Genomic DNA, 24396 nt, shown 5'->3' on the forward strand with positions numbered 1-24396 from the left:
CCTGAAGGGAGTGGAAGCGAGTGCACTCGATTTCCGTCGTAGTGCCCGTTTATCAGGGCGAAAAGACGATCACGGCGCTCGTCGAGGAGTTGGACGGCCTGGGCACACCGAGTGCGACGCCCGGTGGTGCGCAGTTCTCCGTCGACGAGATCGTGCTGGTTCACGACAACGGCCCGGATCGCTCCGACGTCGTGTTACTCGAATTGGAGCGCCGTTTCGAGCAGGTGCGTGTCGTGTGGCTCAGCCGCAACTACGGCCAGGACGCGGCGACCATCGCCGGCATGGCCGCTGCAACTGGACAGTGGATCGTGACGATGGACGAGGACGGCCAGCACGACCCGGTGCACATCGGGGCTTTCCTCGACACCGCGCTGACGGAGCGATCCGATCTCGTGTATTCCAAACCCACGAACACACGCCCGCACGGATTCTTGCGGAACCTGACCTCGCGCGGCGCAAAGATCGTCTTGGCGACGGTATTCGCGTTCCCTGATTCGACGAGATTCGAAAGTTATCGCCTGATCCGCGGTGACATCGGCCGACAGTTGGCCGGCGTCGCGGCCAACGGCGTGTATCTGGACGTTGCGCTGACGTGGGTTGTCGGTAACACGGCCACGGCGCCGGTGACACTTCGAGCCGAAGGCCGCGAAGAATCCGGGTACAACTACCGCCGTTTGTTCTCGTTGTTCTGGAAGATGGTGTTGTGTAGCGGAACACGCGGTCTGCGGCTGGTCAGCCTGCTCGGAGTCACCCTGGCGTCGGCCGGCGTGATCATGGCCGCGGTGATCTTCATCGGGGCCATGACCGGCGACAACAATGATCCCGAAGGATGGGCGTCGATCATCATGGCGCTGCTGGTCTGTTCGGGTGCGATTCTGTTCTCGCTCGGGCTCATTGCCGAATATCTCGGTGTGGCACTGCACGTCCTTGTCGGAAAGCCGCTGTATCTGACTGTCGACTCCCCGCGGCCCGGAACCTCGATCGATCGGCGTAGTCGTGAGCACTGATCGCATCATCTTCTCCCGCCCCTATCGGGCATCGAACGAATTGTCGAATCTGGCAACGGTTCTGGAGTCCGACCACATTCACGGTGACGGACGTTTCACCAAGTCCGCGACTGCAGCGCTCAAGGCGATCACCGGATCCACGCATGCTCTGCTGACCACCTCGTGCACGCATGCACTCGAATTGGGTGCGCTGCTGCTCGAATTGGGCCCGGGCGACGAGGTAATAGTTCCGAGCTTCGCGTTCAGTTCGGCGGCGACCGCCGTCGCGTTGCGCGGGGCCACTGTTGTTTTCGTCGACATCGATCCGAGTACCGGCAACATCGACCCGGCGTGCGTCGCGGCGGCGATCACCGAACGCACCAAAGCTGTACTGGTCATGCATTACGGCGGAGTCGCCGCGGACATGGAACCTCTCCTCGACCTCGCGGAACTCCACGGCGTTGCGTTGATCGAAGACAACGCTCACGGACTCGGCGGAAAGTGGCGCGGGCGCTCGCTCGGCACCATCGGAACAATCGGAACGCAGAGTTTTCACGACACCAAGAACGTTCACTGCGGTGAGGGCGGCGCGCTGTTGCTCTCCGACGATCAGTTGATGACTCGCGCCGAAATCATCCGTGAGAAGGGGACCGACCGTGCGCGTTTCCTGCGCGGGCAGGTCGACAAGTATTCGTGGCAGGACATCGGGTCGAGTTATCTGCCCAGTGAACTCAATGCCGCCGTCCTCGACGCACAACTCTCCGAGTTCGACGCGATTCAGGCGGCCAGGCATCGCGTCTGGGATGCCTACAGCGTGAGTCTGGGCGAGTGGGCGGCCGCGAACGGTGTCGTGCCCATGGCGGTGCCCGATGATCGCGAGCACACTGCGCACCTGTTCTATCTCAAGATGCCGACCGAAGAGAGCCGTGACGGCTTGATTCGGCACCTTGCCGGTGACGGAATCGTGGCGCCGTTCCACTACGTTCCGCTCGATACGAGTGCGGCCGGTGTGCGCTACGGACGAACACCGCAGCCGTGCGTGCGTAGTGCCGAGTTCTCCGCGTCGATCCTTCGACTGCCGCTGTGGCCCATGCTCACGTTCGAACAACAGGACCGTGTCATCGGTTCGGTGCTCGAGTACAAGCAGGCTTGAGGACGAACACGACCGCGTGGATCGAATCAGGGCCCGGAAGCTTCGGGCATCGCCGAATCCGCGGTCGTGGATGCCGCTGCCCAGTCGTCGATGCTTCCGCTCGGGAAGAGAATCTGCGTGACGCCGGTGACCGTGTCGCGAGCGTGCAATGCACTTTCGTCGTCGACGGCATCGGTGAACGAGGTGTCGGGATAGAAGCTGTCCTCATCCGTGTACTGGACGTCTTCTCGCGAACCGATCGCGATGATGTATCGGTTGTCGTCACCGACGATGCCGGTGGACAGATGGATCCACTTGTCCTCGACACAGCACATCCAGCCCTGTTTGACTCCTATGACGGGCTCGCCGAACAAGGCCTCGGGCAGGCCGAATCTCTGGTCGTAACCGTCGGTTCCTTCGGGAGTGGATTGCCGCAGGTACTCGACGAACTGCTCGACCCGTTCAGGTCCGAGTTGATCGGAGTCGTCGAGGACACCGCTGTAGAAGGTGACCAGGTCACGTGTCGTGGTCTCGGTGTTCCACCACATTCCGTCCCAGGGCGGCGTCGTCGCGGTCAGTGCGTAACGCTCGGCGACGCGGGTGATCACCTCTTGGCCGCCGACCTCGTCCCACAGGAGGTTGGCTGCGGTGTCGTCGGAGGATTCGAGCATCGCCGCCATGAGGGTGCGATCGTCGTCCGTGATGGGTCGCTCACCGCGCGCATCCTGATGAAGTAGATCCTCGGCGATGAAAAGTTTTGCCACCGAGGCTGTTTCGATCTGCTGGTCACCGGCGACGTCGAGGTACTTGTCCGAGGAGCGGTCGAGGATGGCGATGGAGACGTCCGCACCACGCCCGAGCGCAGCCACCTGAGCCTGTCCCAGACGGCCGTCGAGGGTCTCGGCTACCGGAACATTGGTGTCGGGAAAGGCGGGGGTCTGCATCGGATCATCCGGGTTCTGTCCACCGCTGCACGAAGCCGCAAAAGTAACTGCGGCCACCATTGCGGCAATCCGGACGTACCGCGTACTCATTTGTTTCCCCCGGTAGCCCTGACACGGCACTGTTGCCGATCTTCTTGTCTCAGGATAGCGGTAGGGTCGGATCTCGTGATTCTCAAGACCGTGAACCAGCGCATTGCCGAGGAACTCGACGTCCGCGAAGGCCAGGTTGCAGCAGCAGTCGACCTTCTCGACGGCGGAGCCACGGTGCCCTTCATCGCCCGGTACCGCAAGGAAGTCACCGGCACGCTCGACGACGCCCAGCTGCGACTCCTGGACGAGCGGCTGCGGTATCTCCGCGAGCTCGACGACCGTCGTGACGCCGTGCTCACGGAGATCGACTCTCAGGGCAAACTCGACGATCAACTGCGCGGTCAGATCATGCTGGCCGAGACGAAAGCGCGGCTGGAGGACATCTACCTCCCCTTCAAGCCGAAGCGGCGCACCAAGGCGCAGATCGCCCGCGAGGCCGGCCACGAGCCCGTCGCCGATGCTCTCATCGGAGATCCCACCACCGATCCCGCGCAGTATTCGGACGAGCAACTCGACGGTGCCCGGTCGATCCTCGTCGAGCGCTTCGCCGAGGACGCCGATCTGGTCGGTGAGTTGCGTGAGCTGATGTGGAATCGCGGCCAGGTCGTCTCCTCGGTCCGCAAGGGCAAGGAAACCGATGGCTCGAAGTTTGCTGACTACTTCGAGTTCTCGGAACCGTTCTCCAAATTGCCCTCGCACCGCATCCTCGCCGTCCTGCGCGGCGAGAAGGAAGAAGTGCTGTCGCTCAACATGGCGGCAGACACCGAAGAACTCGCGCCGGGGGAGCGCACGGTCTACGAAGGCCGCATCGCGTCGCGGTTCGAGATCGCCGACCGTGGTCGGGCCGCCGACGGGTGGCTTCTCGACACCGTCAAGTGGGCGTGGAAGACGAAGTTCGCCGTCACGCTCGGTATCGACACTCGGATGCGTCTGCGGCAGTCGGCCGAAAAGGACGCCGTCGACGTCTTCGCCACCAACCTCAAGGATCTACTCCTCGCAGCTCCCGCCGGCGCCCGACCCACCATGGGACTCGACCCCGGATTCCGCACCGGAACGAAGGTTGCCGTCGTCGACGGAACCGGCAAAGTTGTTGCCTACGAGACGATTTACCCGCACCAGCCGCAGAACAAGTGGGACGCGGCTCTCGCGACGCTTGCCGGACTGGTCGCCGAACACGGCGTCGAACTGATCGCCATCGGCAACGGCACGGCATCTCGCGAGACCGACACGCTCGCTACCGAACTGATCAAGAAGACCGGCGCGCCCAACCTGACCAAGATCGTCGTCTCCGAGGCAGGCGCATCGGTGTACTCGGCTTCGGCCTACGCGTCGCAGGAACTTCCCGACCTCGACGTCTCGATTCGCGGTGCGGTGTCCATTGCGCGTCGCTTGCAGGATCCGTTGGCGGAGTTGGTCAAGATCGATCCCAAGTCCATCGGCGTCGGTCAGTACCAGCACGACATCACCGAATCGCTGCTCTCGCGTTCCCTCGACGCCGTCGTCGAGGATGCCGTCAACTCGGTCGGCGTCGACGTCAACACCGCGTCCGTGCCGCTGCTTGCTCGGGTGTCCGGAATTGCAGGATCCCTTGCAGAGAGCATCGTCGCGCATCGGGACCAGAACGGTCCGTTCAAATCCCGCAAGGGTCTCAAGGATGTCTCCCGACTGGGACCCAAGGCATTCGAGCAGTGCGCAGGCTTCCTGCGGATCACCGACGGCGACGACCCTCTCGACGCGTCGAGCGTCCACCCGGAGGCATATCCGGTGGTTCGCAAGATCGTCGCGAGTGCAGGCGGGGACGTGCGCACCGTGATCGGAAACTCGCAGGCACTTCGATCGGTCAAGGCGTCCGACTACGTCGACGAGCGATTCGGTCTACCGACCGTCACCGACATCATCTCCGAGTTGGAGAAGCCGGGACGAGATCCACGACCCGAATTCAAGACCGCAACCTTTGCCGCAGGTATCGAGAAGGTCGCGCATCTCAAGCCCGGCATGACCCTCGAAGGCGTGGTCACCAACGTCGCAGCCTTCGGTGCCTTCGTCGACATCGGAGTTCATCAGGACGGTCTGGTTCACGTCTCGGCGATGTCACACAACTTCGTCAAGGACCCACGCGAGGTCGTCAAGTCAGGTGACGTCGTCAAGGTGAAGGTCCTCGAAGTGGACGAGGCACGCCAACGCATCGGGCTGACGCTTCGTCTCGACGACGAGGTGGGAGCGCCCCGCAAGTCCGAAGGCCAGCGAGGTGGGCAACCCCAGCGTCAGGGCCAGCCGCAGGGCCAGCGTCAGGGGCAGGGTCAGCAACGAGGAAATGGCGGACGCCAGGGCGGACGCGAGCAGCGACCGGACAACCGCGCGCCTGCTGCCGGGTCGATGGCCGACGCTCTGCGCAAGGCGGGCTTCGGCAAGTAAATTTGTCCGCCGGGTTTTCGAAGTCCGTATCGTCACAATCGAGTCGGTTGGCGGTATGAATCCGATCAGGGTCGGATCATGAATTCGGTGAAGGGAGGACAGTGATGCGGGAGTGGCTCGAGCGCGAGATCATCGCCCATGGCCGATTGCCGTTGCTGTTCTTCCTGCTCGGGTTCCTGTCCGCCTTCCTTTTCATCCGCCTCAGCGTCCGGATGATTCGCGCGCAAGTGAAATGGTGGCCGGGCAACATCGCGCCCGGAGGCCAGCATGTGCATCACGTCGTGTTCGGTGTGATCGCCATGATGATCTCCGGTGGTGCGTTGATCGCGGTCTACGTCGATGGTTCGCAGACCACCGGTGCCGTCCTGGCGGCGATCTTCGGTATGGGTGCGGCGTTGGTGCTCGACGAGTTCGCACTGATCTTCTATCTGAAGGACGTGTACTGGTCCGAACAAGGTCGGACCTCGGTGGATGCGGTCTTCGTCGCGATCGCCGTGACCGGCCTGGTGCTGCTGGGTTTCCGCCCGCTCGAACTTCTCGACGTCGCCGGATTCCGTGAAGAACGCGATCCGTGGATCAAGTTGGTCTTCGTTTTCGTCGCGTTGATCAACTTCGCCTTGGCAGCCATCGTGATTCTCAAGGGGAAGATCTGGACGGGGCTCGTCGGTCTGTTCGTTTTCCCGTTGCTGGTAATCGGAGCGGTCCGCCTGAGCCGGCCGGGTGCGCCGTGGGCTCGCTGGCGGTACACGCGCAAGCCTAAACGGATGAACCGCGCGCTCGAGCGTGAGCGGAAGTGGCGGCGACCGGTCATCAGGGCCAAGATCTACGTCCAGGATCTGATTGCCGGATCGCCGAGCGTCGAGCATGCGATGACGGCGGCCGAGCAGGAACTGGACCACACCATCCACGCAGCTCCGCCGCCACCGATTTCCCCGCTGGTATCCGCGTCTGGCACAATGGACGGGTTGCCTGGACCAGGCAGCAGCACTTGATCTGGGCACGAACCAGACGAGCGCCGTTTCGGGAGACCGAAACGCGTGCCGCTCGGTTCCTCTGCTCCTGCGAAATACAAGGATGACATATGAACACCCTGGACTTCCTGGACAAAAAGTCGCTCCGCGACGACATCCCCGAGTTCCGTCCCGGCGACACGCTCAACGTGAACGTCAAGGTTATCGAAGGCTCCAAGGAGCGCGTGCAGGTCTTCAAGGGCGTCGTTATTCGTCGCCAGGGCGGCGGCGTTCGCGAGACCTTCACCGTCCGTAAGGTCTCCTTCGGCGTCGGCGTCGAGCGCACCTTCCCGGTTCACAGCCCCACGCTGGCCTCCATCGAGGTTCTGACCCGCGGTGACGTCCGTCGCGCCAAGCTGTACTACCTCCGTGAGCTTCGTGGCAAGAAGGCGAAGATCAAGGAAAAGCGCTGATCTTTCCGATGAGCCCGGCACCGCGTACGCGCGGTGTCGGGCTAATCTGGTTTCTGTGGCAGATTCTTCGAAGGAGCAGGCATTGTCGTCCGGACCCGAGAATCACGAGGGATCAAGCGGTTCCGCGGAACCGACCTCACATCGGCCGCAGAAGAAACAGCGATCGTTTCTGCGAGAACTCCCTGTTCTGATCGGCGTAGCGCTGGTACTGAGCATCGTCCTTCAGGCATTTGTCTTCAGAGTTTTTCTCATCCCATCCGAGTCGATGGAACCGACACTGCACGGCTGTGCGGGATGTACCGGTGACCGCATCGTGGTGGAGAAGATCGGATACCGCTTCGGCGATCCGGAACCCGGCGACGTCGTCGTCTTCAAGGGACCCGATTCGTGGAACACGAAATATGTGTCCAATCGGTCCGACAACGTTGTCGTCCGCGGCATTCAAGAGGTCGGTTCGTGGGTCGGCCTCGTTCCGCCGGACGAGAACGACTTGGTCAAGCGAGTGATCGCTACCGGCGGCCAGACCGTCGAATGCTGTGACGATCAGGGCCGAGTCCTGGTCGACGGCAAGCCGCTCGACGAGCCGTACATCAAGATGGATTTCCCGTTCACCCCGGGAACACAGACGTGTGACACCGAACTGAAGTCGGGCCGCTGCTTCGGGCCGATCACCGTTCCCGAGGGCCACGTGTGGGTCATGGGTGACAACCGCAGCAATTCTGCCGACTCGCGCTACCACGTCGACGACGAGTTCCAGGGAACCGTCCCGATCGACAACATCATCGGTCAAGCGCGATTCATCGTCCTTCCCCCGTCGCGAATGGGCGGCATCGATGCGCCTGATATTCAGGGCAACTGAGTTGTCGGACCGCACACATGGATTCGCGTAGTTCCGAGTAGGCAGAGACAGTGAGTAGTTGGCCCCCTCGCGTTGTCATTCGCAGATCGGCAGGTCTGCGGACGATGGAGTCTGCGTTGGCGCGAACCGGACTCGGTCCGGTGGCCGGCGTCGACGAGGCCGGGCGCGGAGCGTGCGCTGGTCCACTTGTCATTGCAGCGTGTGTCCTGGCGCCGAAACCGCAAGCAGCCCTCGCGCGGCTCGACGATTCGAAGAAGCTGACCGAACGTGCGCGCGAGGAGCTTTTCCCGGCGATCAAGCGCTTGGCTTTGGCGTGGAGTGTCATCTCTGTTCCCGCTGCGGAAGTCGATCAGATCGGCATCCACGTCGCCAACATCGAGGGGATGCGGCGAGCAGTTGCGGGCCTCGACCTCGAACCGGGCTACGTTCTCACCGACGGATTCCGGGTTCCGGGTCTGACGGCTCCGTCGCTACCCGTCATCGGCGGTGACGGCGCCGCTGCATGCATCGCCGCGGCGAGCGTTCTCGCGAAGGTGACCCGAGATCGTGTGATGACCGAGATGGACGGCACTCATCCGGGATACGGCTTCGCGATTCACAAGGGATACAGCACGCCACTGCACATGGACGCACTCGACGAGCTGGGGCCGTGCCCTGAGCACCGCATGACCTATGCCAACGTGGTGGCTGCGGGAGTCCGGTTGGAACAACGCGCGGGCCGTACGGGATGATGGACGTTCAGACGAACTGGGAGGACTGGCTAAACCGATGAGTGCCGAGGATCTCGAGAAGTACGAAACCGAGATGGAGCTGTCGCTCTACCGTGAATACCGGGACATCGTCGGACAGTTCTCCTACGTCGTGGAGACCGAACGACGTTTCTACCTGGCCAACACGGTCGAGTTGCTGCCCCACAATTCAGACGGGGAGATCTACTTCGAGCTGCGGATGTCCGACGCCTGGGTGTGGGACATGTACCGCCCGGCGCGATTCGTGAAATACGTACGCGTCGTGACCTTCAAGGACGTCAACATCGAAGAGCTGGACAAGCCGGATCTGCGCCTTCCTGACTGATCTGCGCTTGCCAAACTGATCTCGACAACGAAGTGCCCCGCCGATATCGGCGGGGCACTTCGTATTTCGTGGAGTTGTGCGGGGTCAGTTGCCCTTGACGTTCACAATCTGACGCAGCGTGTGTCGAATCTCGACCAAGTCCTTCGCGTCGTCCATCACGACGTCGATGTCCTTGTACGCACCCGGGATCTCGTCGAGGAACGCCGCGGAACGCTTGTATTCGATGCCGACCATTGCCTTGTCGAGATCTTCGATGGTGAAGGTCTTGCGTGCCTGGTTACGTCCGTACACCCGACCCGCGCCGTGGGGGCTGGACTTGAACGACGGTACGTTTCCCTTCCCGACGACGACGTAACTCGCCGTCCCCATCGAACCGGGGATGAGCCCGGGCGTGCCCTCGTCTGCCTTGATCGCACCCTTACGGCTCAGCCACACACCCCTGCCCATGTGGAACTCCTTCTGGGTGAAGTTGTGGTGGCAGTTGATCCGCTCGACTTCGTCGATGATCGCGGGTTTGCCGTCTCCCATGAAGTGCGCGAAGTCCTTCACGACGCGGTCCATCATCTCTTCGCGGTTGAGCAGAGCGAAGTGCTGAGCCCAGTTGAGATCGGTGATGTACGAGTCGAATTCGGGTGTCTTCTCGACCAGGTAGGCAAGATCCGGATCGGGAAGGTTGATGTACCACCGCTCGCACAAGTCCTTGGCGATCTTGATGTGATGCTGCGCGAGCTTGTTTCCGATACCGCGGCTTCCCGAGTGCAGGAACAGCCAGACGCCGTCGCTTTCATCGAGTGTCACCTCGATGAAGTGGTTACCAGAGCCCAGCGTTCCGAGCTGAAACCTCCAGTTGTTCTTGAACTTGTCGTAGAAGGCCAGGCGATCGCCCGCCATTGCCTCGAGTTCTGCGATGCGGATTTTCGCCGTGTCGCTCAGCGTCTTGTTGTAGACACCTGCCGAGAGCGGAACGGAGCGTTCGATGCTGTGGCGAAGTACGCTCAGGTCGCGGCCTTGAAGGTCGCGTGCGTTGAACTGGGTTTTGACCGCGATCATTCCGCAGCCGATATCGACTCCGACGGCGGCGGGCATGATTGCGCCTTCCGTCGGAATGACCGAACCCACCGTCGCTCCCGCACCGAGGTGCGCATCCGGCATCAATGCCAGATGTGGACGGACAAAAGGCATCTGGGACGTGCGCAGCGCTTGCTCGCGAGTGTTTTCGTCGAGTATCGATGCCCAGTTCCACAGCCTCTTGGTGATCTTCTCCATCAGATTTCTCCCACATAGTTCACAGCCGAACCGATCGGTCCGGTGTGTCGTGCAGGAATGACCATGCGCTCGGTCAGTGGTTGTGTGCAACCCCTTTTCAGGTTCGCAGGCCGTCTGCGAGTTCGTAGATTCGTCCGACGTACTTCTCCTGGAAGGCTTTTCGGGCAGCATCTGCTTGTTGCCGTGCGCCCATCTGGGAGTAGAGGTACTCGAGATGAACCAAACTCTCGCCGATGTCGACGCGTCGCTGGTCGAGAACCGTCAGCTCGTCGACCAGTCGAGCCAGATCTAACGCGGTGTCCGGTACCTCGTCCATGGTGATCCTCGATGTCCGTGAGTGCTTCCTGACCCCGAGGCTAACACTCTTCGAACATATTTTCGATACCTGCCCTGTAGTTTACTTCGACAACGTGGCTGTCAGTTGGTCGATGGCATACGGAATGCTCAGGACGGTATTGCCGGACATCGCCGCGCCGACGGGTGGATCTGCGGTGTACCGCACGACCATCGCATTTCCGCTCTTCACGGCGGGTAGTCGCTGGTAGAGCGTGTTGCCGGCGAGGGCCTTCTCTCCCTCCGGGTCGGCCATCACGATCAAACGATCAACGGGTTCGAGGATGTCGTATCGCTCGTTCGGCATCCAGTCGCCGAACTGGTCGCCGACGAATGCGTCGACGGTCGCGGGGAGGGTGAACCCGAGTGACGAGAGGAAAATGCCGCGTGGATCGTGCGACGAGAACACGTAGCCCTCGGGAGTGTCGAGGTTGACGATCGTTGCGGTTTGCCCGGCAAACTCCGGGTGTGCAGCGCGGGCGGCGGCAAACGCGTTTTCGGTATCCGTGATCAGTTGCTGAGCTTGTGGTCCTTTGCCGAGGGCGCGCCCGGCGGTGAGCGTCATGTCGGTCCACGGCGTTGTGTACGCGTCGTAGTCCTTGCTCTGCGCGACAGTCGGCGCAATCGAGGTCAGCTTCTTGTAGGTTTCCGTGTCGATGTCGGCGTACAGCGCGAGGATCAGATCTGGTGCGAGGGAGGCGATTTGCTCGAAGTTGAAGTCTCCGCCGCTGTTGATGTAGGTCGGAGTTTTCCCCTTCCAGTAATTCTTCGTCCACGGCCAGCTTTCATCCATGCCGGACCCCCACCATTCGGCCATGCCTACGGGTTCGACTCCCAAGGCGAGCAGTGGTTCGTGATCGGTGTATCCGAGTGTCACTACCCGCTGCGGTTCGGCATCGATTGTCGTCGAACCCTGTGCGTGCTCGATCGTCACGGGGAATGCGTCGTTGCTCTGGGTCGCTGATGCGGTGTCGAAGCCTTGCGAGGTTCCACAGGCGGTCGAGAACCCGATGATCGCGGCCGTCGTGAATAAGGCGGCGAGGATTCGGGTGCTATGTGAGGGCACGTGCATGCTCCTTCGAAGTGGTGGGCGAAGTGATCTGAGGTCCGCGTGAAGTGCTGAGCTGGTCGCGTCAGCAATAAAGTGAGGCTAACCTTTGCAGGATCGTCGGTCCATCCTTCAGGATGGACTCGGATACGCTCAGAAAGACGCAAAATGTCCACTATCGAGTACTCGACTCGCCCAAAGTCCTTGCTAGCGCTGCCCGATAGTCGCGGACGGACATTCAAAGATTTTCAGGTCTACACCAACGTCGTCGAGGGCGTGACCGCGTACGGGGCTCACCGCCACCCGGAGCATCAGATCGCCTGGATGAGTGAAGGGACGATGCAGATTGCTGCCGGGGGCAACGTGTGGCACCTGCACAGCGAGCACTTGGTCTGGTTGCCGGGCACCGTTCTCCACGACATGACGCTTCTGTCGGCGGGATGCATGATCGCGGCCTATGCGCGTCCGGATCTACGCCCTGGCGAGCCCAGGTGGACTCAGCCACTGGTTCTCGAAGTCGATGCTTTGTCCGCTCAATTGCTGCGCCATCTCGCAGATCGGACCATCGACGATGCTCGGCGGTTGATGAGTCAGGAGTTGCTCTACGACATTCTTGCTGCCGCGCCCGAACGGCACGACGTCCTCGCGGTTCCTCGCAATGCTGCGGCGAGTTCGGTTTCTGCCCGCATCCTTGCCGATCCGGCAGACGCACGGACGCTGGGGGAGTGGGCGGGCGAACTCGGGGTCAGTTCCAAGACCTTGATGCGCGCCTTTGTCGCCGATACCGGGATTACCTTCGGGCAGTGGCGGACTCGCGCCCGAATGTATGCGTCGCTCGAGATGCTCGCGCGGGGTGAGGGTGTCAACGACGTTGCCCCGCAGGTGGGTTACCGAACCAGTAGCGGGTTCATCGCCGCATTTCGGGAAACCTTCGGTACAACGCCGGCCCGGTACGGCGGAAAGCTGACGCGGTGATTTGCTGATGATTTCTTGAACTCGGTTGACGGCAGAGCTTTGTTCGGCAACGTAGAAATGGGCCGAGCTACCAGCATGTGCTGGTGGCTCGGCCCATTTCTAATTCGAACTGAGTCAGCTCATGTTGCCGAGCACATTGCCCAGGACACCGCTGATGACATTGGTCATCGACCCCTGCGGGTCGGTGAGGGAGCCGAATACCTGGCCCGATCCGGAGTTGAGTGAGCCGAAGCCCATGTCCTCGAGGCTTCCGGCGCCCGCCTCGACGGGGTTCGGCTGCCGGATGGTGACGCAGACGCCCATCGGATTGATGTTCCAGTCGCCCGCCGCCAGCACAATGTTGGTGCCGGCGCCGCTGTCGAGCTGCGTGCCTACAACTGCGTTATCGGGAACCTTGTAGGTGGTCTCCAATGCGATGACGCCGCCGCCCGCAGTGGTCCATCCGCCGCCTTTTGCCACCACGGAGTTGTTGCCGACGACGACGGTCTTGGTGACGTCGTCCCACTTCTGGTCGCCGATAAGCCATTTGACGTTCAGGCGAGCCTTGACCAGCTGGAATCCTGCCGGGTGGAAATCGCGGATCTGATTGACGAGTGCTCCCGAACCGGAAACCTTTGTCAGGTAGGTGACCGTCTGTCCCGGGGCGACCTTGCCGTCGCCGACAACCTCCTTGCTGACGGTGTACGGCGTCCCGAGGGAACCGGCCCAACTGTCGGTGACCGACTGGTTGAGTGCGCATGCCGGTGCTGCTTGCGCCACCGAGGCTCCAAGTCCAACAGTGACGCCGGCGGCGATGAGAACGAGGGATGTAGTGGTTGCTACTGCGTGGCGAAGTGAGCGGCGGGCCATGTAGAACTCCATTCGGCGGGGTGCGTGACGGTTTGAGCAAAACTGTAACTAGTTCTACTGGACTTTCGTCCAAATTGTGAGGATTTCAGAAAATTGTGGGGGTCTTGCCGAATTCCGCAGGCTCTGGGTTGTCAACAGGTCGTCCGGCTGAGGGCAAGCGGGGGTAGCGATGGCCACGGGAACAGATGGTGGTTTGCTGCACAGTCCTAAGCCGAGTCGGTTTAAAAGTGATACCTGAGAGGCTGTCGCCCGATCAGGGAGCGTGAACCGGTCCGGCTTGCTCTCCTCGCGTCGAGGTATTACCGGCCAAGTTGCCCGAACTTGTCTGCGGTGGCAGGCATGATGCCCCAAGGAATATTGGCCGCGTCACTACCCAGGATTGGTGGCGCCTAGTGTCCGTCGACGCGACGAGCGGCGTAGAGAAGGAATATTGATGGAGACCACCGTACTCACCCCGCAGCAGGTGTTCTTCCTCCCTCAGCATCTGATGGTGCCGCTCTTTCAGCGCCCGTACGTGTGGGAGGAGATGGACCAGTGGCAGCCGCTGTGGCGGGACATCGCAAGATTGGCAGAGTTGCGCTACCGCGATCCCTATAGCGGTGCGCAACACTTCCTGGGGGCAGTGGTGTTGCAGGCCAACGACGTGGCCCACGGATCGACGCCGACGAAGAACGTGATCGATGGGCAGCAGCGGCTTACTAGCCTCCAGCTACTCATCGATGCCACTGCTGCGGTCCTGAGTGAGCTCGGGGTCGACAGCCTCGCGAGGCAGCTTGATGACCTCACCCACAACAGGTCCTATGACGCTGCTGTCGAGCCGACGTTGAAACTGCTGCACACCAACCGCGATCGGGATGCGTTCGTGGAGGTAATGAATGCTGAGCCCCCGGTAGATTACGCCGACCTCACGCACTCGGGTTCGTTAATCGTTGGCGCGCACAGGTACTTCTGCCAGACGGTCGCCGGATGGCTTGCAGATTCAGACGGCGAAGTGGACCAAGCGCGTGCCGGTGCGCTGGTGCACGTTCTCTCCAAAGGGCTTCAGATCGTGGTTATCGACTTGAAGGCGCAGGAGAACTCCCAGGAGATATTCGAAACGCTCAATGCTCGCGGCACCCCGTTGACTGCTGCTGACTTGATCAAGAACTTCGTGTTCCAACGGCTGGAAGCAGAGGGCGTCGACACTGCGAAGGCATACGCCGAGGACTGGCCTTTTGAGACGGCGTTCTGGGAGGCAGATGTCAGCGTCGGCCGGGTGACGATGAGTCGCGGCTCTCTGTTCCTTGGTCAGTGGCTCGCGGCTCGGCTGGGCGAGGAGATCTCGCCGAAGCAGACGTTCAGCCGCTTCAAGCACCATGTCGACTACGAGGCGAACACGAAGATGAGCGATCTGCTCGCCACCATTAAGACCCAGGCCAGAATGTATCAGCAGTGGACATTGGGGGCCGCGGACACCAGCCGGATCCTGTCGGTCCCCGAGCGCGCCGTATACCGGATGCAGTGTGCTGGGATGGAACTCCTCAAGCCGGTTCTAATTTGGGTCCACGACCCTGCGCTCGACATACCGCAGGGCGTAGCCGACAAGGTGATTGGTTATTTCGAATCGTGGGTGATCCGACGCCAGTTGCTCCGATTAACGACAGCCCAGCTGGGTGCGGTCGTCTCCGACGTCATCCATACCCATCGAACCGCTCCGCCCGCTGAGCTCGGGCAACGCGTCAGTGCGCACCTCGCACGTCTGTCAGTTGCTTCGACGTACTGGCCGGGCGACGAAGAACTCCGGGGACATCTGCGCACCGAGCAGGTCTATCGCCGCTTCCAACGGCCCCGGCTGCGGATGTATCTGGAGGCCATCGAGGACAGCCTTCGTGCCCGCCACGGATACCCGGCCATGCCTCGGCAGAACAATCCGATCGAGCATGTTCTCCCGCAGAAGTGGCAGACGCATTGGCCTGTCAGCGGGCTCGAAGCGGAGGTTGCCCGTAGTGAGCACGTCCACCGGCTCGGCAATCTAACCTTGCTCTCGAAGAGCCTCAATAGCAGCGTTTCGAACGGTCCTTGGACTGGCGAGAAGGGAAAGCGGTCCCGAATCGTCGAACATGACGTCTTTCTGATCAACCGCAGCTTCCTCGACGCGCAGTCATGGGACGAGAACGCTGTCGACGCTCGCACCGAGTCCATGATTGGCGCGCTGCTCATCACCTGGCCCGTACCTGATGGGCACACGGGGAAGATCGACGATCCAGATATCAAGAGTCAGACTTGGGTGGAGATCAAACATCTCGTCGCTGCTGGAATTCTTGAGCCCGGCACAGTCATTCGACCGAAAGGTGCGAGCGACGTCGTCGCTCGGATTACCGATCAGGCGCACATCGAAATCGGTGGTCAAATATTCGAGAGCCCCTCGGCTGCAGCGCGTCACGTTCGTGAAGGCAGGCACACGAACGGTTGGAGGTACTGGCAACTCGACGACGGTCGTAGCCTCTTCGACGTGCGAGCCGAGTTCAGGGGAGATCAGGCGGACAACCAAGCCGGATTCGACTGGTCACCATTGCATCAGATCCTCGAGCAACTCCCCGAGGGGCGCTGGACCTCCTACGGTGAGCTTGCCGATGCGATCGGTACCGCCCCGCAGCCGCTCGGCAATCACATCGTCAACTGTCGCCATTGCGTCAACGGCTGGCGCGTCTTAACCTTTGACGGCCGGATCGCACCGGCATTCCGGTGGAACGATTCAGACGATGATCGTGACCCCGTCGACGTCCTACAACATGAGGGCATCGCCTTCGCCAAGGGCAAGGCCGCTGCTGAGCGACAGCTCGGGAGCGAGGATCTCGCTGCCTTGGCGCAGGCCCGGACCGTTTGAAGATCCTAGACTTGACGCCATTGTCGAGGACTTCGCCATAGTCACGGCGCGAAACAGACATCTAATCATCTTAGGTACCTCGCCGATATGCTCGAAGCTACCGATGCTGTTCACCTGAAGAGTTCGAGGATAGGGAGAACGCATGAATAGATCGCCATCTTCAGTGCCTCCGGCTACAGCGATCAGGCCATCAAGTGCGCCAACCAGGTGAACATCTTGCTGATGACCTACGACCCGCTCGGCGCAGTAGAAGGCGTGAACCAACCGGCGAATCAGTTCCTAGCGACGGTGACCACAGTGCCGACTACGTATAGTCCTTCTACCGACTGGCGACTTGTCGGCATCGTGGTCTTCATCTTGATCGTGGTGACGACCGCGATCGTCGTGAGGAGTCCCGCGAGTCCCTGTAGGCACAGCGCTATCGTGGCGATGCGGGCTTTAACTCCTATTGCACGTCCGAGAGATTCGATGACATCGATGTCGGTATCGGCGCAGATCCGCCGCACTCCGACATACCCCATGCGTCGTTGCGGCTGACGAAGTTGCGAAGAGTCTCGGTTGTCGCCGCACTGGACCGCCACGTGGAGTTTTGAGCAAAGATCCGTAAGGCGATGACGAAGAGGGCCATGGCGACCAGAAGCACCACGACGGCGACCGGACTCGTCACTTTGGCGCCCTGGTCAGTCCGCTGACTAGGAAGGTTAGCCCAAAGATGAAGGAAACTAGAGCCCCACTCGATGCAACAATTGTGGACCCGCGATCTTCAATTCTTTTTCGGGCCTCGAACTCAGTCATTTTACGCTCAGCGATATATGCGCACAGCGTCTCGTAACCATCGTCAGTCATTCAGCGTTTGCGACGTGTCTCAGACTGCGGCGGCTTGCTGTTGTAAGAGCTGGGTGTGTCGGTGTTCTATGACGACCGAACTGATGTGTGCGACTTTTTAGGTGCCAACGGAATCATGGCTTTGCGGGTTTCTCGGCGGGATCGGTCGATTTGCGACGCTCGGGCTGAATCACGAACTCGATAGGAAGCTCACTCGGTATCTCAATGTCATCGGCGAAGAATCGGTAGGCGGCCTTCTTTTGTAGATTCATTCCTGCTTCGTTCGCATCGTTGGTCTTGCGTAGAGCTTCTTCCCAGTCGTTGTCTTGGTCAGCCGTGGTAAAGCACTTCGCTGCTCTTGCATGTTCTTAAACACGCTCGACACCGCCTTGACGAGTTCGGGAGTGGTGATCTGGAACATCGCAGTGCGGACAGTCATCATGCAGTCGTTCACCGTGCCCAGCAGTGCCATCTGACTGGTCTCGTTTCGGATGATCATCTGGACTGTGTATCGAGTCTTGTCGGGATCGGACATAGTCTTCGAATTCCCTAGGTCCTCAGTGATGCCGTCGCTGGTTTCGAGTACACGGACTGGTTGTAAACGCCGGCGATGAACTTGCCGAGAGCGCCGAGTATTGCCTGAGCGGAGTTGTACTCGCGCTGGCGAACCTCCTCACGCTGCCGGTCGTTGGATTCTTTTGCGATCCGGGTGACGTCTGCCTCGTAGCGAGCCTTCTGGGTGTTCATCTGTTCACGGTGCCGTTCTCCAGCCGCTTCAGCGTCGCGCTCGTTTTGAGCTTCGGCGGCGTCAAGTTGGACCTTCAATCGTTTCTCAGCAGCATCGATTTCTTCCTGGTGCCGCCGAGCTGTGAGGGCAGCCTCGTCCTTCGCCCGCTGTTCGGCTTCCCGTGCCTGGCCGTTGGCCTGCACAGCCAACCAGACCGACGCGAGGGCAAGAGCCGTGGCACCAACTGCACTGGCCCATGCTCCAGCCGATGCAGCCTTGGTCTCGCTCTCGTTTTCTCCGGCAATCCAGCCGAACAGTGTGAATCCAAGCAATCCGGCCGCCACTGCGAGCACGATTCCGATGACCCCGCCGAGTATTGCACGGACCCACGGCACCCGAGATATGTCAATCGGTTCGAGGTCATTCGACTTCCGCAAGTCGGGGTCTTTGTCGACGTTCTCAAGGGTCACCCGCTGATTTAAGCAGATCCGACCGATCGTCCTTCACTGTCAGACAACTATGCGAACATCCTCGCTATGAACCTGACCCCACCACTGGCGCTGCCATGGAGGAAAGCACCCTTTACCTGGCAGCGTCCCCCCACACTCGCGCTCAGGTTCTAACAACTCCGTGCCCCGTGCCGGCCACTCCAGGTTCCTACGGCTGGTGGTTCCGAGAGTTGCCCGCTGAGATCAACACGTCAGGGTGTGCGAAGAAGGACGGGCTGACCTTGCTGTATCCGGGGATCAGCCCATCAGCACTTCTCGTTAATGGGAAAGCTCCGAGCAAGCAGACTCTTCGGACTCGGATCAAGACTCACTACAGGGGCAATGCCGCAGGTTCGACGTTGCGGCTGGCTCTCGGGTGCTTAATGTCGGATCAACTGGGGGTCGAGCTGCGTCTGGTTGGTTCAGGCAAACGGCTGACGTTCGTTGCAGGCGAGAAGGTGCTGTCCGAGTGGATGGCTGAGAACGCGTTGGTCTCGTGGGTTCTGAACCCCGAGCCTTGGGTATTGGAGCACCAGCTCATCTCAAGCCTGGACGGTTCTTTTAACTTGGATGCCAACGCGCACAACAGTTTCTTCCCAACTCTGAAGGCTGCGCGACAGTCGGCACGCGATCGGGCGCGGGAATTGCCAGTGGTGCCGAACCCTGGAGTTGGCGGTAAGTAGCTCATCCATCGTGCTTTGTCCGAGATGTAACGATTTCATGATGCTCTACGACTTCGTGGTGAGAATCGTTCATTTAAAGAGGGGGATCGGCTATGGGCAAGGTCGTTGTAGTGGTGCTAGGAATGCTTCTGCTCTTCTGGATGGTCGGTTCCTGTTCGGAAGATGAAACAGACGATTCACCTGGAGGTGGATACACCAGGGGAGTCACATACAGCGAAGATGAATGCCTTGTGCTGAGGTTCATCATGCTTGACGATTCAGAAAGTGCTTCGCGTCAGAGTTCAGCTGCGGCGGACTACGCGAGCTATTGCTGAACGAGTGCAGTCACTCCTGGCCTGTGGTCATTCGTCTATTGTGCAGGGTAACGCACGAGTTTTCCACAGGCCAGGATAGCTTCGCTATTGCGTTTTTGATTAGTTTGGCTCAAAGTTATTTGCATAGTAAATAAGCAGGAATCAATTCAATATGAGTTCATACGATCAACCTAATAAGAACCGCCGCGGCCTCGTAGTCTTTCTACCATTAATCGTCGCCTCCGTCGCCTCCGTCGCCGTCGCAGCCTTCAATCAAAAGACCGACCAACCAACTGGCCTCATAGTTCCGACTGAAACCTCGACACCAGCACCCGCGCAACAGAAGTCTTGGCGCAAGGTCATCGAGCTGTCCGGCTCGACAAGCAAGCACAATGACATCTTTCAGCTGAACAGCTCCAAGCAACGGATCACTTACACAGTGAACGGTGAGTACAGCCCGTTCGTGAACATCTATGTGATGACAGAGGGTAAGTCCCTCGACAAGAACGGCGGAATCCCTTAGGTCGCCATGGCTCCAGTATGTGGAGATACGCTGATGTACAAGGCATCTGGCGGCTACTACCTCGATGTTTCGGGGAATGGTGAGTGGACGGTGATCGTCGAGGAAGAGATCTAGGATGGGGACTTTTCCACAAACCCTCACAGTCGGACCTTTGCAATTCCGTATCTGCGGCGTCACTTACGACGGTGTCTATGGTCGTGCGTACTACGCCACCGTTAGTATTGAGTATCGCACTGACGAAGTCTCGGTCGTCGGTAGCGCTGCGGCGATAGACGCCGCACTTACTGTCAAAGGTAGTGGTCAATCAATGGATGATGCTGAGGTAGCAGCACTCGCTGAGATCAGCGCCTTGAGGGTAAGTCATGAAGTCTGGAAGCTTCAAATTCACACTCCGCCCACTCGACATCGTTGCGTTAATCATGCTGATCGGCGGAATCGGATTCGTAGGGATCTTGAATCTCGCTGGGGTGTTCACGGTCCACAGAACCGGACCAACGCTAGTTGAACCCGCCGCCGTCTCTACCGACGAAGTTATCCCGAATCCCCTCGAATCCTTGGTCAACGCCGAGCGAACCAAAGCAGGAAAACAACCCTTCACAACAAATGAAACGCTCAGATCGAGTGCGTGCGCCAAAGCGGATCACATGCTCGCACAGGACTATTGGGCGCATACCTCACCAGATGGCGTGACTTCCTGGACCTTCATCGAGAAGGCCGGCTACCGCTACACAACTGCGGGGGAGAACCTTGCGAAGTCATACCCCGACGATGCGAGTCTTGTTGCTGCCTGGATGAACAGTCCATCTCACCGAGAGTACGTACTTGGAGACTTCAAAGACCAAGGGATCTGCCAGAAGACTGCCACATTGCAAGGGAAGACGACGACGGTGACTGTGCAGCATGTTGGAGTGCGGTCACGCTGAAGCCTCTTGTGTACTAGATCAAATCTGCAATGTGTACGAACCCAGGTTGTTAGCCGTAAAGCCGTAGGAGATCGTTAAATACGCTCCTACGGCTTTTTGGCGGCCAGGTCGTTACGAGCGTTTTGCCATAGCCCGAGCCACTGTGAATGAGGTGACGCAGAGCGCAGCGCCACAGAGTAGGACGACCCAGAGGCCCCATCCGATCGAGGGTCCGATGGTCGATCGCAAGACAGTGGTTTCTTGGTTGGAGAGGTTCGCCGCGTCGACAATTGCGATGACAAGGGTGATTGCGCCTAGTGCAGGGGCAACCCACCGGTCGCCGAACTTGGCCTTGCCTCCCCTGGAAAGAATGCTGAAGAGTGCGATTGCCGCGATGACGCCGAGGATCATGGTCAACATGCCATCGCCGTCGATCCCTGCCTTCGAGAAGTTGAGGAAGGTCGCCCATGGTCCGAGACTGCCGACCACTATCCCGACGCACGCCAGTAGACCCGCGATCATGTTGGGCATGTAATTGGTAGGCAGTGCAGACAACACCGCTGCCTGCCCGACTGGGGGGACACCCGCGAAGTGTGGCGCCGGTGTTGGTTGCTGGATTTGTGGAGGAGGTTGTTGGTTACGGGCCCGCCATGCTTCCGCTGATGCCGGCTCGCGATTAGGCGGGCGATAGGGTTGATTAGTCATAGTGCCGTTTCTCTCAGTGCAGTGATTCGATAGAACTTGGAATGGATTGTAAAGCGCGTTCGTTTTCCAGGGATCAGAGTTGAAGTAAATAGGGAACCCGAGCGTTATTCGTAAAACTTCAACCTGAAAGTCGATATGTGTGGTAGTGACTAAATCGTCTCGCTGTCGTACGTTAAGAACATATGGGTAACCAACCAATCATGATCCGGCGCAGTCTCTTTGGTCTAGTTGGGCTGATTCTGGTTGGCCTTCTGATTGCTTGATTCATCTACGGTCTGGCGTGCTTCCTCCGCACTCAGAATTCACGGGACACGACACCGATTGCGATCCTCCAGTTGATGGAAGTAGTCGTCCTGATCTCCATAGCGGTAACGGCCATCGTCTACAACCTGCACTCCATGACGCTCAACGAGAGCGGCGTGATGATCAAGAACTGGGGGAGTCTGTTCTTCAGCAGCGAGACACACTGCGATTGGAATGAGATCGAAGACCTCAGCGTGCAGCGAGGGGGGCTGTTGGCGTTCGTTGGTGGTTACGGCAATTCTAATCCAGACAGCAGGCACCGAGACGAACCTTCGTTTCAACTACTGCCCACGTCCTGAGTACTGGCGTGACTACGTCGACCAACGCAGCGAGGCGTCGCCTCAGCTAGTTCAGAGTGTCTCGTAATCACGTTTGTCGGTTATGCCCTACTGTTTGACGACCAGACTTACTGCAAGGAGAAACCGACGTGGGATATCCCGCACCGCCAGGCGGACAGCAGCCTTTTCAACAACCATCACGTAACAACACTCCGCTGTTCATTGCGTTGGGTGTCTGTCTTGTGGTGATAGTGGCGCTTGCCGTTGTCGTGGTGGCGCTTACTCGCGGCAATACGGATGCGAGTCAGGCGGTATCTGCGCCTTCTTCATCGAACCAGGTTTTACCGGGGGCGAATGCAACACCTGGCTCAGTAACCGAAGTGGTGGAGACAACCGAGCCTCCATCAACGACGGCGGTGTCTGGTGCGGGTCTCTTTGACAAGCAGCAAGTGTCGCCAGGGATGTGCGAGTCCAACGGCGTCTGTCGAATCGCTAGTCCTAGTGGCAATTTCATGTGCTATATCACCCCGGACAGTGCGCACTGTTCAGCCCCACAAGGCGAGCCGCTCGTCACTGGATTGCTTGTCCCTCTAGATGGTGGATCGGATAGAGAGATTCCAGCCACGTCAATCTCCGTAGACAAGACAGGGAAGACCTCGGTCTACGCGATCACCGCTGGCGTATCGAAGATGGAAACCCGTGATCAGTTGCAGCCATACATCTTCCCGTACGGCAGCCAGATTCAGGTGCTGGGTTTCACGTGCGCAATGGATGCTGATACCGGGGTTAGCTGCCGCAATGATTCGACCGATACAGGGTTCTCGGTGACACGCCAGGGATACACGTTCTTCTGAGCGTTCCAAGATTTCATATCTAGTAGGGAGTGCAGTGTTGCGTAGGTCAACTGGCTACAGGTTCGCCGCGTCATTTGCGTTGATCGGATTGGCACTTGCGTCTGGGGTGGCTTGTTCATCCGATCAGGATGAAAACTCTGGCGTAAACCGATCCTGGCCGAACGGAATTGAGCGCGCTCCGGTGCCAGAAGACGGCGACGAGGGATTCGTTGACGCGAATGTGCGGGACTATCGAGAATCAGGCGTCTACCCGCGTGCGCGTGCACACGTCAGCTACGTTGCCGACTCCACCGATCCGGTCGTGATGCAAAATCTCGCAAAAGCTTGTATCCAGCACTATCTCCCCGACTTTCCAGGTGTTGATTGTCGGGTGTACCCGACCCAGGCTGACTTCGAAGTATTGCCCCCAGGAGCGGAAGAGATTCCAGTTGAGGATCTTTTGCGGCCGTGTTTCAGCGTTTTCGGCTACATTCCGCCGTCTGGAGGCGACTACAACTTCGTTCCCTTCGACGGAACTGGACCTCTCCCTCCCGAGTGCCCTAGCGCGGGGTGAACCTCAGCGGAATCCGTCTGAGATCAATCGCTCAGCAACGCTGTCAGGCATGGTCGAGCAAGAATCTTCGCCGCGATCTTCCGCGTGGTCGAGTGCGGAGTCGGGAATCCCCACGGTTGCAACCGTGCCTTCCCATCCACCAAGCGCAGCTATCGAACCAGGGTTGAACCTCGCGGCTATGTCCACCTTCTCAATCGCGAGCTGATCAGCATCGGGCCCGAGGTAGATCCCGCCGTCTGCTTCCCGTTCGATGTATGCGGGTAGAGGGAGTCTCCCGATAGTTGGTTGGCGTTGTACTCACTCATGAACCAAGGCGGGGTGTTGAAGTAGTACCAACTCGCAGCACAGACCCCGTAAAGGTCAGAACTGAACTGTGTGTAGTTGAGGTACAGCTCCAAGATCCGCTGGTCTGACATCGAGTAGCTGAACTCGGTCGCCATAATTGCTTCGAGTCCCTTACGGATAGCACTACGTCCAGGCCAGAGGAAGATGTTCTTCACCAACTGCTGGAGGATGGTTGATCCACCTACTCCAGCATTGCCGTCCATGTATTCCCTTGCCTTAGAGGTCAAGTCGCTGATCTCAAACCCACCAGCTCGCATACCAAGTCGCTGATCTTCGTGAGCGATTACTGCTGCAATCATGTATCGGCTGATGTGGTCGAGATCGACGTACTGATAAACGATCGGGCCTTCGTCTTGCACCATGAACGATGTCCGAGGTGGCGTGAACCATCGGTGTAAGAGGGTCATCATCTCCGAAAGCACTAGGGGAGTGAGCATTACGAGCGCAACGTATATCGTCCATCGACGCCAGCGGGGGCGATGCCTGCGGGTGGCCGGCAGGTGTTCCGGCTCGTAGATCTCGTACTCGGGTTCCGGTGTGTGTACCCGCTGAGACTCGGGGAGCAGATCGTCGAGGGAGAGTCCCCGTGACCTGTCGAAAGCTGTGGTGTTGGCGGTATCCATGGGTGGCCTCCCAATTCTCTGGAAAATCACGCAC

The 24396-nt window shown here is 59.6% G+C and carries 25 protein-coding genes; 15 read left to right on the forward strand and 10 right to left on the reverse strand.

The window, feature by feature from the left end:
• Positions 1–20 precede the first annotated feature (20 nt).
• Together G9U53_RS02695 and rffA are read left to right on the forward strand one after the other, a co-directional pair.
• Positions 21–1007, forward strand: a complete 987-nt coding sequence (locus G9U53_RS02695; RefSeq protein ID WP_003942691.1) for a glycosyltransferase — start codon at positions 21–23, stop codon at positions 1005–1007.
• The gene (gene rffA / locus G9U53_RS02700; RefSeq protein ID WP_003942806.1) at positions 997–2139 is read left to right on the forward strand and encodes a dTDP-4-amino-4,6-dideoxygalactose transaminase; all 1143 of its coding nucleotides are present in this window, start codon (positions 997–999) and stop codon (positions 2137–2139) included. Before G9U53_RS02695 ends, rffA begins: the two co-directional genes overlap by 11 nt.
• A gap of 26 nt (positions 2140–2165) precedes the next feature.
• Here rffA and G9U53_RS02705 read toward each other — a convergent pair whose 3' ends face one another.
• Positions 2166–3152 carry a serine hydrolase gene (locus G9U53_RS02705; RefSeq protein ID WP_007729299.1) on the reverse strand — a complete coding sequence of 329 codons (987 nt, stop codon included), beginning with the start codon at positions 3150–3152 and terminating at the stop codon, positions 2166–2168.
• Positions 3153–3227: 75 nt separating this feature from the next.
• Here G9U53_RS02705 and G9U53_RS02710 point away from each other — a divergent pair, with 75 nt between their 5' ends.
• The 6 genes from G9U53_RS02710 to G9U53_RS02735 all read left to right on the forward strand — a co-directional run bounded on the left by G9U53_RS02710 (position 3228) and on the right by G9U53_RS02735 (position 8923).
• Entirely contained in the window at positions 3228–5567 is a 2340-nt protein-coding gene (locus tag G9U53_RS02710; RefSeq protein ID WP_003942690.1) for a Tex family protein, read from the forward strand.
• A gap of 104 nt (positions 5568–5671) precedes the next feature.
• Positions 5672–6559: a hypothetical protein gene (locus tag G9U53_RS02715; protein WP_003942742.1), complete on the forward strand. Its 888-nt coding sequence runs from the start codon at positions 5672–5674 to the stop codon at positions 6557–6559.
• An 89-nt stretch (positions 6560–6648) separates the two neighbouring features.
• A complete protein-coding gene (gene rplS / locus G9U53_RS02720; RefSeq protein ID WP_003942791.1) occupies positions 6649–6990 on the forward strand; it encodes a 50S ribosomal protein L19 in 342 nt (113 codons plus the stop codon).
• Between the two features lie 55 nt (positions 6991–7045).
• A complete protein-coding gene (lepB, locus tag G9U53_RS02725; protein WP_003942787.1) occupies positions 7046–7849 on the forward strand; it encodes a signal peptidase I in 804 nt (267 codons plus the stop codon).
• A 50-nt stretch (positions 7850–7899) separates the two neighbouring features.
• Positions 7900–8580 (forward strand): ribonuclease HII, encoded by a 681-nt coding sequence (locus G9U53_RS02730; RefSeq protein ID WP_165638295.1) that lies wholly within the window; start codon positions 7900–7902, stop codon positions 8578–8580.
• A 37-nt stretch (positions 8581–8617) separates the two neighbouring features.
• Positions 8618–8923, forward strand: a complete 306-nt coding sequence (locus G9U53_RS02735; RefSeq protein ID WP_003942715.1) for a DUF2469 domain-containing protein — start codon at positions 8618–8620, stop codon at positions 8921–8923.
• A gap of 84 nt (positions 8924–9007) precedes the next feature.
• Here the strand turns inward: G9U53_RS02735 and G9U53_RS02740 are convergent, their stop codons facing one another.
• The 3 genes from G9U53_RS02740 to G9U53_RS02750 form a co-directional block, all read right to left on the reverse strand.
• Entirely contained in the window at positions 9008–10189 is a 1182-nt protein-coding gene (locus G9U53_RS02740; RefSeq protein WP_050656825.1) for an RtcB family protein, read from the reverse strand.
• A gap of 97 nt (positions 10190–10286) precedes the next feature.
• Positions 10287–10505, reverse strand: a complete 219-nt coding sequence (locus G9U53_RS02745; RefSeq protein WP_003942716.1) for a hypothetical protein — start codon at positions 10503–10505, stop codon at positions 10287–10289.
• 81 nt (positions 10506–10586) lie between these two features.
• Positions 10587–11594 carry an iron-siderophore ABC transporter substrate-binding protein gene (locus G9U53_RS02750; protein ID WP_207623858.1) on the reverse strand — a complete coding sequence of 336 codons (1008 nt, stop codon included), beginning with the start codon at positions 11592–11594 and terminating at the stop codon, positions 10587–10589.
• Between the two features lie 144 nt (positions 11595–11738).
• Between G9U53_RS02750 and G9U53_RS02755 the strand changes: the two genes are divergently transcribed.
• The gene (locus G9U53_RS02755) at positions 11739–12545 is read left to right on the forward strand and encodes an AraC family transcriptional regulator (protein WP_165638296.1); all 807 of its coding nucleotides are present in this window, start codon (positions 11739–11741) and stop codon (positions 12543–12545) included.
• A 114-nt stretch (positions 12546–12659) separates the two neighbouring features.
• Here the strand turns inward: G9U53_RS02755 and G9U53_RS02760 are convergent, their stop codons facing one another.
• Positions 12660–13394 (reverse strand): hypothetical protein, encoded by a 735-nt coding sequence (locus tag G9U53_RS02760; protein ID WP_165638297.1) that lies wholly within the window; start codon positions 13392–13394, stop codon positions 12660–12662.
• A 433-nt stretch (positions 13395–13827) separates the two neighbouring features.
• Between G9U53_RS02760 and G9U53_RS02765 the strand changes: the two genes are divergently transcribed.
• Entirely contained in the window at positions 13828–16260 is a 2433-nt protein-coding gene (locus G9U53_RS02765) for a DUF262 domain-containing protein (RefSeq protein ID WP_165638298.1), read from the forward strand.
• Positions 16261–16532: 272 nt separating this feature from the next.
• Here the strand turns inward: G9U53_RS02765 and G9U53_RS02770 are convergent, their stop codons facing one another.
• From G9U53_RS02770 to G9U53_RS02780, 3 genes are all read right to left on the reverse strand, one after another.
• A complete protein-coding gene (locus G9U53_RS02770) occupies positions 16533–16781 on the reverse strand; it encodes a hypothetical protein (RefSeq protein WP_165638299.1) in 249 nt (82 codons plus the stop codon).
• Between the two features lie 572 nt (positions 16782–17353).
• Positions 17354–17584: a hypothetical protein gene (locus tag G9U53_RS02775; RefSeq protein ID WP_156888919.1), complete on the reverse strand. Its 231-nt coding sequence runs from the start codon at positions 17582–17584 to the stop codon at positions 17354–17356.
• Positions 17585–17634: 50 nt separating this feature from the next.
• On the reverse strand, positions 17635–18282 hold the full coding sequence (locus tag G9U53_RS02780; RefSeq protein WP_081557719.1) for a hypothetical protein: 648 nt from the start codon (positions 18280–18282) through the stop codon (positions 17635–17637).
• 95 nt (positions 18283–18377) lie between these two features.
• On the opposite strand from G9U53_RS02780, the gene G9U53_RS02785 reads away from it, so the two are divergent.
• The 3 genes from G9U53_RS02785 to G9U53_RS02795 all read left to right on the forward strand — a co-directional run bounded on the left by G9U53_RS02785 (position 18378) and on the right by G9U53_RS02795 (position 20722).
• Positions 18378–18983 carry a GIY-YIG nuclease family protein gene (locus G9U53_RS02785; RefSeq protein ID WP_081557720.1) on the forward strand — a complete coding sequence of 202 codons (606 nt, stop codon included), beginning with the start codon at positions 18378–18380 and terminating at the stop codon, positions 18981–18983.
• 465 nt (positions 18984–19448) lie between these two features.
• Positions 19449–19799 (forward strand): hypothetical protein, encoded by a 351-nt coding sequence (locus G9U53_RS02790; RefSeq protein ID WP_165638300.1) that lies wholly within the window; start codon positions 19449–19451, stop codon positions 19797–19799.
• A 362-nt stretch (positions 19800–20161) separates the two neighbouring features.
• Entirely contained in the window at positions 20162–20722 is a 561-nt protein-coding gene (locus G9U53_RS02795) for a CAP domain-containing protein (protein WP_081557722.1), read from the forward strand.
• A gap of 111 nt (positions 20723–20833) precedes the next feature.
• Here G9U53_RS02795 and G9U53_RS02800 read toward each other — a convergent pair whose 3' ends face one another.
• Positions 20834–21256, reverse strand: a complete 423-nt coding sequence (locus G9U53_RS02800; protein WP_232330022.1) for a hypothetical protein — start codon at positions 21254–21256, stop codon at positions 20834–20836.
• 488 nt (positions 21257–21744) lie between these two features.
• Here G9U53_RS02800 and G9U53_RS02805 point away from each other — a divergent pair, with 488 nt between their 5' ends.
• Entirely contained in the window at positions 21745–22008 is a 264-nt protein-coding gene (locus tag G9U53_RS02805) for a hypothetical protein (protein ID WP_081557724.1), read from the forward strand.
• 128 nt (positions 22009–22136) lie between these two features.
• Positions 22137–22841 (forward strand): hypothetical protein, encoded by a 705-nt coding sequence (locus G9U53_RS02810; protein WP_156888920.1) that lies wholly within the window; start codon positions 22137–22139, stop codon positions 22839–22841.
• Between the two features lie 729 nt (positions 22842–23570).
• Here the strand turns inward: G9U53_RS02810 and G9U53_RS02815 are convergent.
• Positions 23571–24362, reverse strand: coding sequence for a transglycosylase domain-containing protein (locus G9U53_RS02815; RefSeq protein ID WP_165638301.1), 792 nt, complete (start codon positions 24360–24362; stop codon positions 23571–23573).
• Positions 24363–24396: the final 34 nt, after the last annotated feature.

Source organism: Rhodococcus sp. D-46 (assembly GCF_011290655.1).
In the GTDB taxonomy this organism is placed as follows: Bacteria; Actinomycetota; Actinomycetes; order Mycobacteriales; family Mycobacteriaceae; genus Rhodococcus_F; species Rhodococcus_F qingshengii.